Origin of the sequence: Nostoc sp. CmiVER01 (assembly GCF_034531135.2) — a bacterium.
Taxonomy (GTDB): domain Bacteria; phylum Cyanobacteriota; class Cyanobacteriia; order Cyanobacteriales; family Nostocaceae; genus Nostoc.
In genome coordinates, this window is the sequence record NZ_JAVRBU020000001.1 from 573722 (window position 1) to 585605 (window position 11884).

Sequence of the window (11884 nt, forward strand, 5' to 3'; positions counted from 1 at the left end):
CTGTAACATTAAAGGTTTTGTATGAGTTTATTACCCTTGAATTCGCAATCTATATTAACTGCTGTTGATTTCGATCCATTTTCTGGTGGAGAGTTATTATTAACTGCTCCTGCAACCGAATCTCAAAAAGAAATTTGGGCTTCTGTACAAATGGGAGACAGTGCCAATTGTGCTTATAACGAGTCCCAATCTCTGCGATTAAAAGGAAACCTTGATGTAGAAGCTTTCCAATCTGCTGTGCAACAGTTAGTCCAACGCCATGAAGCGCTACGGACAACCTTTAGCACAGATGGCAATACACTCTGCATTGTTGCCTCCCTAAGAATAGAAATCCCCATCATCGATCTTGCTGGACTAAAGCCACAGGAGCAAGAGACAAAAATAGCTAGTATATTGCAACAAGAGGTAGAACAACCATTTGATTTAGAACACGGCCCCCTATTTCGGGCAAAAATTGTCAAATTGCATCCTCAAGAGCATTTAGCAATTATGACTGCCCATCACATTATTTGTGATGGTTGGTCATGGGCAGTGTTGATGCCAGATGTGGGTAAACTCTATTCTGGCTTGCAACAGGGTATTGTTCCTGAATTGGAAGAACCAGACCACTTCAGTGAATATGCGATCTTGCAGGAAGAAGAAGCCCAAAGTCTAGAAGCGATCGCTATAGAACAATACTGGTTAGATCAATTCTCCGATTCTGTGCCTGTACTCGATTTTCCCAGCGATCGCCCTCGTCCATTATTTAGAACCTTTAACGCTGCCCGTGAAGATTGGCATTTAAATCCCGAACTAGTTGCTAACCTTAAACAACTAGGAACAAAACTTGGTTGTAGCTTTATGACTACGATCTTGTCAGGATTCGAGGTGTGGCTCCACCGCTTGACAGGGCAAGACGACCTAGTTGTAGGTATTTCCGCCGCCGGACAAGCTGCTTTAGGGCAATATAATCTCGTAGGGCACTGCGTTAATTTATTACCATTACGTAGCCGCATCAATGGAGAAAAATCCTTTAGTGACTACTTGCAAACGCGGCGGTCGGCTGTATTAGATGCCTATGATCACCAACAATTTACCTTTGGCAGTCTGATCAAAAAATTAGTGTTTCCACGGGATTCTAGCCGTATTCCCTTAGTACCAATCACCTTTAATATCGATCAGGGCTTGGACGGAGACAGCTTGCCATTTGCAGGGCTGGAGGTAGAATTTTTCTCCAATCCTCGCGCCTTTGAGAATTTTGAACTATTTATCAATGCTACGGAATTGCGTGGTCAGCTGACGCTGGAGTGCCAGTACAACACCAACTTATTTGATGCTGATACTATCCGTCGTCGGATGGCAGAGTTTGAGACTCTTTTAGCAGGTATAGTTGCTAATCCCAATCAAATTATTGCCAAATTGCCAATCTTGCCAACAACTGAGCAGCAGTTGTTAGCAGCATGGAACAATACTCAAACAGCTTATCCTGAAGATAAATCGATTCATCAGCTGTTTGAAACTCAAGTCGAGCGAACACCAGATGCGATCGCTGTTGTGTTTCAAAATCAACAACTGACTTATCTGGAACTTGACTGGCGTGCCAATCAGCTTGCTCATTATCTCCAAACTTTGGGAGTCAAGCCTGGAGTGCTAGTTGGCATCTGCTTGGAACGGTCAACAGAAATAGCGATCGCTCTGCTAGGTGTACTCAAGGCAGGTGGCGCTTATGTACCCTTAGACCCCACGTATCCCAAAGAACGCTTGACTTTCATGCTTGATGATGCTCAAGTGTCCGTGTTACTTACCAAAGCTAACCTACTTAATTTGTTACCAGACAACCAGGTAAAGGTGGTTTGTTTGGATACAGATGGAGAAAAAATTGTCTATTATCCAACTCATAAACCCGATTACCTAGCAAATGCTGAGAATCTAGCTTACGTCATCTACACTTCCGGCTCCACAGGAACACCCAAGGGAGTGAAAGTTTCTCACCAAAATGTTGTCAACCTTCTGGAAAGTATGCGTGAGCAACCAGGGTTGACGCAGCAAGATATTCTGCTATCTGTCACCACTCTCTCCTTTGATATTGCCGTTCTAGAAATATTCTTGCCATTAATCGTGGGGGCAACTACTCTAATAGTCAGCCGTGAGGTGGCTACGGATGGAGAGAAACTGCTCAAAACTCTCAACCATTCAAGAGCAACAATCATGCAGGCCACTCCTGCAACCTGGCGATTACTGCTGGCGGCTGGCTGGCAAGGTTCCAAACAACTCAAGATTCTGTGTGGTGGAGAAGCGTTACCACCTACTTTAGCCAAGGAACTGGTGAATCGTGCCCACAGTGTTTGGAATATGTACGGGCCAACCGAAACAACAATCTGGTCTACCTGCTATCAGATTCAAGCAGACGGAATCCCCCTAATTGGTCAGCCCATTGCCAATACTGAAATTTATCTATTAGATGCTTACCAGCAGCTCGTGCCTGTGGGAATTCCTGGTGAACTTTATATTGGTGGTGCAGGTGTAGCGCTGGGTTATTTAAATAGACCTGAGTTAACTACAGAAAGGTTTATCTCCAACCCATTTAGCCAAGAACCTCATGCTCGACTCTATAGAACAGGTGATTTAGTTCGTTATCGCGCCGATGGCAATCTTGAATATCTGCAACGAATTGACAATCAGTTGAAAATTCGCGGTTTTCGGATTGAATTGGGTGAAATTGAAACGGTGATGGCTCAACATCCTGCTGTGAAAGAAGCCGTCGTTGTTGTGCGAGAAGATATCCCAGATGAGAAAACTTTAGTCGGTTATTTAGTTCCAAAAATACCATCTGAAGTTGAGTCTTTAGCAGAGTCTGCTAGCAGTACTCAACATATCCAAGCCTGGAATCAAAGGTGGGATTTACTGTATGAATCAGGTTTAAAGAATGCCTCACCAGAATCTTTACAAGACCAAACATTAGGCGATGCCGCCATTATCAAGCAATTAAGTAATCAAGATAATTTTGAAGAGCAAGTCCAAGAGTGGCTAGACCAAACTGTAGAACGGATTCTCGATCTGCAACCCAGTCGAGTGATGGAAATTGGTTGTGGAACGGGTCAAATCCTACTAGAAATTGCTTCAAAATGTACATATTACTTTGGTACAGATTATGCTGCCTCAGCATTGCAAGAATTAGATAAGCAACTGCGAATATCTGAGAAAGAATTACCTGAAATTATTCTTGATCACCGAGCAGCAGATAATTTTCAAGGAATTGAAGCAGCTTCCTTTGACACAGTAATTATTCACTCAGTTGTTCAGTATTTTCCAGATATTAACTATTTACTGCAAGTCTTAAAAAATGCCGTTGAGGTAGTGAAACCAGGCGGTTGTATTTATGTCGGTGATGTCCAAAGCTATGGATTATTAGAAGCTTACCATACTGCTGCTCAACTAAAAAATTCATCATCATCAATGTCAGTCGATAAACTGAGGAGCATTGCTGAAAATAGAGTTCGTAATGAAGATGAATTAGTTGTTGATCCAGATTTCTTTTATGCCCTGAAACAGTATATTCCGGCAATTGGGCATGTTGAGATAAAGCTGCGTCGTGGTCATATTTGGAATGAGACAACTCAGTTCCACTATGATGTATTTCTTTCCATTGAACCAGAAGCAACAACAGCTATTAAACCAACATGGCATGACTGGCTAGATGAAAACTTGACAGTAGCAGATGTGCAGCAAATTCTCGAAAAAACTCAGCCAGATTATTATTGCATCAAAAAAATTCCGAATGCTCGGATTCACAAAGAAGTTCAAGCTTTGGCGTTACTTAAAGGAGACAGCCAGTTACAAACTGTCGCAGATGTAATAACAGTATTGGAGAAGCTACCAGGGGGTATCGATCCAGAAAATCTTTGGGCATTGGGTAAAAGTTTGCCATACAACGTAGACCTCAGATGGTCAAATGCTGCTAAAGATGGTTACTTTGAGGCTGTTTTTACACGAATTTCTCCAAAACAAGCACAGACTGTTGTCATCGATTCGCAGGCAGAGAATCAAGTAAGACCTCAGTCGTGGAGTGCTTATGCCAATAGCCCCATGCAGAAGCAGGCTGCAAATAATCAGCTAATCCCACAATTACGCGAGTTCTTAAAGGAAAAGCTACCAAACTATATGGTGCCTGCTACCTTCATGACACTGGATGCGATGCCTCTTACTCCTAATGGCAAAGTGGATCGGAAGGCTCTACCAATACCCGATTTTGCTCGTCCAGAACTGGCACAGAATTATGTTGCACCTCGCACTTTGGTTGAACAGCAGATTGCTGGCATTTGGGCACAAGTTCTCAACTTAGAAAATATCGGCATTCACGACAATTTCTTTGAGCTAGGGGGACATTCAGTACTGGCGATTCAAGTTACTTCACGGTTGCGTCAAACCTTTCAAGTAGAAATACCTTTACTCAACTTATTTGAAGTACCAACTGTAGCTGATCTAGCTGAACGAGTTGAAACACTGCAATGGGCAGCGCAAAATTCCCAAGCTTCTCAGACTGAGACAATGAGCGACTACGAAGAGGGACAATTATGAAAACCATTCATGAGTTTTTATCAGAACTACGTCATCTAGATGTGAAATTATGGGTCGAAGGTAGTAACCTGCGCTATCGAGCTGCTAAGGAGAGTCTGACATCAGATTTGCTGGCGCAGATGCGAGAACGGAAAGCCGAAATCCTAGAATTTCTCCTCCAGGCTAATTCTGCTAGTAGTAACAATCTTCCCCACATATTACCTAACATCAGAGATGGTAAACTCCCTCTTTCCTTTGCTCAACAACGTTTATGGATTTTAGAGCAATTTGATCCTGGTAACTCTGTCTACAATATACCCCTAGCCTATCGCCTCACAGGCTCACTTAATGTTGCACTACTGGAGCAATGTCTAGTTGAAATTGTCCGCCGTCACCAAATCCTACGAGTTACCTTTATATCCATAGATGGACAACCCAGCCAAGTAATATCTCCAGACATAACCCTGAATCTGCCGCTTGTTGATTTGAGTCAGTTACCTATAAAACAACGGGAAATTGAAGATAAAAGATTAGCTGCCCAAGAAGCTCAACAACCCTTCGATTTGGTGCAAGGGCCATTATTTCGCTTTCAACTGTTACGCCTAACTGAAAAGGAGCATGTGTTGCTCCTGATTTTGCATCATATTATTGCAGATGGCTGGTCTTCAGAGGTTTTCTTTCAGGAACTCACAGCACTTTATGAAGCTTTCGCTGCTGGCAAATCTTCCCCACTGCTGGAATTATCTGTCCAGTATACTGACTTCGTTCACTGGCAGCGTCAGTGGCTGCAAGGTGCAGTCCTAGAATCTCAGCTTGATTATTGGAAGCAGCAGTTAAGTGGCAACCTACCTATATTAGAACTGCCCGGCGATCGCCCACGCCCACCTGTCCAAACTTACTCAGGTGAAATTTGTCGCCAGATGCTACCGCAGGACTTGACTGATGCCCTCAAGGCTTTGAGTCAGCAGTCAGGGGTAACATTGTTCATGACTTTATTGGCAGCTTTTAAGGTATTGCTCCATCGCTATACAGGACAAGAGGATATTCTTGTTGGCTCCCCAATTGCCGGTCGCAACCAGGTAGAAACCGAAGGATTGATGGGTTTATTTGTCAATACCTTGGTCATGCGGACTGACCTTTCCGGCAATCCCACTTTTCGGGAAATACTCGATCAAGTGCGTCAGGTGGCTTTAGGTGCTTACGATCACCAGGATTTACCTTTTGAAAAACTGGTAGAAGAACTCAAACCGGAACGCGATCGCAGTCATTCACCACTGTTTCAAGTAATGTTCGCCATGAATCCCCCTTGGACAAAGGGGGCAGAGCGAGAAGTAGCAGATTTGAAAATTGCCTCCACCTTTGGATATACTCATAGCGGCACGGCAAAATTGGATTTAACCCTGGTGATGCGGGATACAGGCAAAGGATTGAGAGCTTCCTTTGAGTACAATACCGACCTATTCGATGAAGCAACGATCGCTCGGATGCTTGGGCATTTCCAAACAATCCTAGAAGGTATTCTTGCAAACCCAGAGCAACGTATCTCAGAGTTACCCCTATTAACGCCAGCCGAACGGCAACAGTTATTTATAGAGTGGAACAAGACTCAAACTGACTATCCCCGACACGCTTGTATTCATCAACTGATTGAAGCACAGGTCGAGAGTACACCTAATGCTGTAGCAGTAGTATTTGGAAACGAACAACTTACCTACCGTGAACTCAATAGTCGTGCCAATCAATTAGCTCATTATCTGCGATCGTTGGGAGTTCAAACTAACGAGCTAGTAGGAATTTGTCTAGACCGTTCTTTAGAAATGGTAGTGGGGGTATTAGGCATTCTCAAAGCTGGTGCGGCTTATCTACCGCTAGATCCAAACCATCCAGAAGCGCGTGTAGCATTTATGCTGGAAGACTCGCAAGCGAAGGTATTATTAACTCAACAACGGCTTGTAGAGTTTTTACCCAAACATACCGCTAAGTTAGTAGAAATTGATGCTGATTTTCAGTTTATTATTGAGCAGAATCAAGAAAACCTGCTCTGTGGCAAAGATACAACACCTGAAAATCTTGCTTATGTAATTTACACTTCCGGCTCTACAGGAATACCTAAAGGAGTAAAAGTTCCTCACCGAAGCGTTGTTAACCTCCTAACAAGTATGCGTGAGCGACCAGGCTTAACTCAGCAAGATATTCTACTATCCGTCACCACACTCTCTTTTGATATTGCGGTTCTGGAAATATTCTTGCCGTTAATTGTGGGGGCAACTACTTTTATAGTCAGCCGTGAAGTCGCTACAGATGGAGAGAAACTGCTCACAACTCTCAACCATTCCCAAGCAACAGTTATGCAGGCTACTCCTGCAACCTGGCAACTGCTGCTAGCTGCTGGATGGCAAGGTTCCCAACATCTAAAGATTCTTTGTGGCGGAGAAGCTTTGTCAACAAGTTTAGCCAAGGAATTGGTGAATCGTACCCAGAGTGTTTGGAATATGTACGGGCCAACCGAAACAACAGTCTGGTCTACCTGCTATTCGATTCTAAAAGATGGAATTCCTCTAATTGGTCAGCCCATTGCCAATACTCAAATTTATCTGTTGGATAGCTGTTTGCAGCCTGTGCCTGTGGGAGTTCCGGGTGAAATGTATATCGGCGGTGCTGGTGTAACGCTAGGTTATCTGAATCGATCTGAACTTACTCAAGAAAGATTTATCTCCAACCCATTTAGCCAAGAGCCGAATGCTCAACTCTACAGAACAGGGGATTTAGTTCGCTATCGCGCCGATGGGAATCTTGAGTATCTGCAACGGATGGATGACCAAGTAAAAATTCGCGGTTTCCGCATCGAATTGGGCGAGGTAGAGTTAGCTATAGCCCAATATCCGGGGGTAAAGCAGGCTGTTGTCATAGCGCCAGAAGTTGTTCCTGGAGAAAAACGCTTAGTTGGTTATGTAGTTCCTAATTCACAGCAGAAAATTGCGATCGCAGAATTACGTAATTTATTGCAGATGAAGCTACCGAATTACATGGTTCCCTCAGTCTTTGTCATACTGGATACTTTGCCACTTAATACTAATGGCAAAGTTGATCGTAAAGCTTTACCTGTAGATAATTTAGCTAATGCTGAAATAGAAAAAATTTTTGCTACAGCAGAAGATCCACTACAATTTCAGTTAACTAAAATTTGGGAAAATGTTTTAAATATTTATCCTATTGGCATAAAAGATAATTTTTTTGATTTAGGAGGGCACTCACTACTCGCAATACGTCTGTTTTCTCAAATTAATAAGACATTTGGTCAAAATCTACCTACAGCTATTCTTTTTCAAGCTCCTACTATTGAACAATTAACTAATATTCTCCGCCAACAAGGATGCTCAACCCGTTGGTCTTCATTAATTCCCATTCAACTCCAGGGTTCTAAATTACCTTTTTTCTATATCCATTCACTATACGGAAATCTTTTTCACAGCCGCGAACTACTGGGTAATTTAGATTTAGATCAGCCAGTTTATGGGCTGCAAGCACAGGGTTTAGATAGAAAACAGGCTCCTTATACTCGCATAGAAGATATGGCAGCCCACTATCTCAAAGAAATACGTACTATTCAACCTCAAGGTCCTTATTTATTGGGTGGCTGGTGTATAGGAGGTACGGTAGCATTTGAAATGGCTAGGCAACTTGAGATACAAGGAGAAAAGGTAGAATTACTAGCTTTATTTGATTGCTACCCTCCCCAAGTAAAATCAGGTGGAAATATCAAACGCTCCTTCGTGGATAAATTGAAAAAGCGTTTTAGTCATTTCCTCATTAATTCGCAGGATATAATTAAAAGGAATACAAGTCATATTGCTAAGTTAGAACAAAAGCAGCAGCTCATCTTTTTTGTTGATCGGGTCAATCACAGATTGCAAAATTTTATTAGGGAAATTGTTTACAAGCTTCATCTGAAGATGCGACTACCTTTACCTATTTCTGTGCTAGATTTAGCTGTTCGAGATGCTAATACTCAAGCGCAAAGAGCTTACATAGCTAAGGATTATAATGGTAAAGTGACACTTTTTTGGGCAATGGAAAGACCCGTAGAAGAGTATTATCTCATGGAGAAGTGGAAGGAACTAGCTACGGGTGGAATAGAAATCTACAAAATTCCTGGTTCCCACGATAGCATCATGTCATTGCCTCATGTCTTAGTCTTATCTGAAAAATTAAATGATTGCCTAAATAATGCTCAGAGGTATCCGCTCATTAAGTAGCAGGGCTGTTTCATTCCCTATAAGGCGCTAATTTACAAGCGTTTCAATCAAAAAAATCAGGTGACTAAAAAATATGATTGGACAAGAAAATGGCGATGCCTTCAATTGGGAACTGCTATATGTCCTGGCTTATTTCAGCGACAGTCACCTAAAGCCAATTCCCTACTAAAACATAGGGTGCCCAATAAAATGGATGTTCTTTATCCTTCAAAAGAAACTCTTGAGCACGACGTAGGGCTTCTGCTTTACTTAAATTAGTATTTTGTGTTAACTGTCGATAGAATTCACTCATCAAAACAGAGGTAGATTTATCGTCTACTTGCCACAGTGAAGCCAAGGTACTGCGTGCGCCAGAACGCACAGCTACACCAGCAAGCCCCAAAGCAGCACGCTTATCTCCAGTCGCTGTTTCACAAGCACTGAGGACAAGTAATTCAATTGGAGGAGGTACGCGATTGGAGCGCCCTACCACTTGTTCTCTAGTTTGCAGTATTTCACGCAACTGTTTAATTTTAATCTTGTCATTCCAAGCAAGAATATATGTATCTTCAAGTTTAGAACTAAATTTGCCGTGAGTTGCTAAGTGAACCACAGGAAAAGAAATTGTACTTACTAGCTGTTCAATGTTGATGCTAGTAAAAGCTTGGTTGATGAGTTGTTTAGAAGGAATAATAGACTCTATTTGCTGTAATTCAGTGCCGACATTTGATAGGGAACTAAAGCCTAAGCGAGATTCTGTTAATCCGGCGATTAATGCTTCCAATCGTCTTTGTTTTTGTTTGGGTGCTAGCAGTTGCAAACCGGGTGAAAGGGCAACACTATATTTTTCTATCAAATATTGTTTGCCGTCATAAAGCGCAGCCATTGGGATATTCTGCAATGAACCATCCATCACAAAGACTAGATTTTTGACATTGCTTTGCTCCAAACCTGCGATCGCAGGTTTGATAATCCAGTTATATACTTCTTGGGAAAGGTCTTCGCGATCGCGAAATGTATAACGTTGTTCTAGTTTTTGGCGCAGTGCTTCTAAAGTGTTTTCTACTTCAACTTTGGGTTTGTAAGTCGTGTAATGCCGTAATTCTTGAGAATATGGTAATTTGACAATTATTTCGATGCGGTCTGCTAATATAATTGAATAAAAAACTGCTGTTACTGGATTAGAATTATCTACTACTTCGTCAATCTGGGTTGGCTGGATGGTAATACAAGCATCTTGGAAAAAGTTGTCTAATTCAGCCAATTGTAAAGCTTCAATTGCATCACGAGCTTGCTTTAAATTCTTCTGACTGACTTGTTTTGTTACTGCTTTGTCAGTCGAGGTTTGGTCAGATTCTAAAAGTAATCCTACCAATTGACGATACACTGGTTCTACTTCATCTCGAAAGTCAAATTGAGTATCGGTATTAAGAGCTACTAAATCACCGCGTAAAGTATGAAGAGTGTCTACTGCTGTGGTATAAGCTGCTACTGCTCTTTCTAAATTTCCTTGTGCCATAAGCAGGCGTCCGAGTTGCCATTCCCAGTGATAAGCAATATCTGGTGCATTTATCAGTTGAGCAAGATTTAAAGCTGACTCAGTGTATCGCTGTGCGTTTGAAAATTGTTTTCTCATCTCGTAAAATTGAGCCAGATAACCCAGACTATAAGACTCGGCTCGTTGGTCTTTGATTTCTTTGGCTTGTTGCACAGAGATATTTAATAGCTCGACAATTTCTTCAAAATTTTGAATTTTAGCTTGTTCTCTGGCTCCTGCTTGGAACTCTTGATTTTGGGTTGGGGAATTGAAAATTTCTTTTGTTGTCTGCTTGTGCGTCTTTTCAAAGCAAACCAAACTCTGAACAAAATTTATTCTGGCGTATACTGCGGCTCGACTGGGGGTTAAATTGGAGAGTGCAGATTTAATCGATCCAAGATATTCGCTCGTCGGTTGTTGCCCAAGAAACTGCAATACGCTCAAGCGATTGAGTTGAGCTTGTACAGCAGTAATGGAAGAACTTGACTTATTAGCGATTTCATGATAATAATAAAATGCTTTTTTGAAGTATTTGGTATCCTCTGTTTGGGCGATAGCTGTTTGTCCACACCGCGACGGGAGAAAATTATCCTCGGTAGTGCTTTCTTTGATGAGATTTCTCTTACCCTTTGCGAATGCGGCATTGCCTAAACTGAGTAAAGTTGCACTTTCTTCTTGTGGCGATCGCAATTGTTGCGCTACTATCAAACTTTGCTCCAGCATTTTTTGAGAATTTTCTATATCTCCACTGGCTAGCAGCCAATTCCCCCAACTTCGCAATCCAGCAGCTTTTAAAAGCGAGTTTGGCATAGAAAGGAGATTCTTTTCTACTTGCTCAAATATTTTCATTGTGCGGCGGTAAAGCCCCAAAGATTGGAAAGCTGTAGCCTGGTTAATTAAACTACCAATATTACCAGCCGTATCACCAATTTCAGTATAGGTTTTAGCTGCCTCTTGCCATGATTGCAAAGCATTTTCAGCTTGACCCAGTGCTAATTGTAAATTGCCTTGAGTGTTGAGAACTAGAGCGAGAATGTGTTTTGCATTACTATTAGTTAATTTTGATTGGTTTAATAAATCGAGACTAGTTGTAATTGCAACACTTGCTTGGTTCCAATGACCCAATTTTTGCTCACTCAAGGAAAGAAAATTTAACGCCAAAGCTTGGTTTAGCGCGTCATTTTGGGACTGAGAAACCTGTGCAGCCTGCTGAAAACTTTGCACTGCAAAGGCAAATTGTCCTGATTGGTATAAAGTTTTGCCATTTTCTATTAGTTGTTCTATGCTTTCGGGGACTTCGGTATGGGATATAAAAACATTGCTAATTGGCTGACTTGATCGGATGGGGGCTTTTTCAATAACTGGGACAATGGAAGCAGTCGATAGCAGATGAACACTAAAGCTGAAAGTAAATCCCAGCAAAGCTAATAAGATATGCCACTTGCGAAATATACCCTTTTTTTTAGCCGTGTTCCAATTAGGTCTTGCCATTCCAAATCCACTCCAAAACAATCACCAGGGAGGCAGAGGGGAAAAGGGCTAAAAGCTTGCTCCCCCAAGCCTTTCCCTCTGCGAC

General features: G+C 42.0%; 3 protein-coding genes. 2 read left to right on the forward strand and 1 reads right to left on the reverse strand.

All coding sequences use genetic code 11. From position 1 onward, the window contains the following. Positions 1 to 21 precede the first annotated feature (21 nt). Together RMZ43_RS02235 and RMZ43_RS02240 are read left to right on the forward strand one after the other, a co-directional pair. Positions 22 to 4557, forward strand: a complete 4536-nt coding sequence (locus RMZ43_RS02235; protein WP_322655571.1) for a non-ribosomal peptide synthetase — start codon at positions 22 to 24, stop codon at positions 4555 to 4557. Then, entirely contained in the window at positions 4554 to 8792 is a 4239-nt protein-coding gene (locus RMZ43_RS02240) for an amino acid adenylation domain-containing protein (protein WP_322655572.1), read from the forward strand. The genes RMZ43_RS02235 and RMZ43_RS02240 overlap by 4 nt, the downstream gene beginning before the upstream one ends. A 148-nt stretch (positions 8793 to 8940) precedes the next feature. Here the strand turns inward: RMZ43_RS02240 and RMZ43_RS02245 are convergent, their stop codons facing one another. Then, on the reverse strand, positions 8941 to 11799 hold the full coding sequence (locus RMZ43_RS02245) for a CHAT domain-containing protein (RefSeq protein ID WP_322655573.1): 2859 nt from the start codon (positions 11797 to 11799) through the stop codon (positions 8941 to 8943). Positions 11800 to 11884 lie beyond the last annotated feature (85 nt).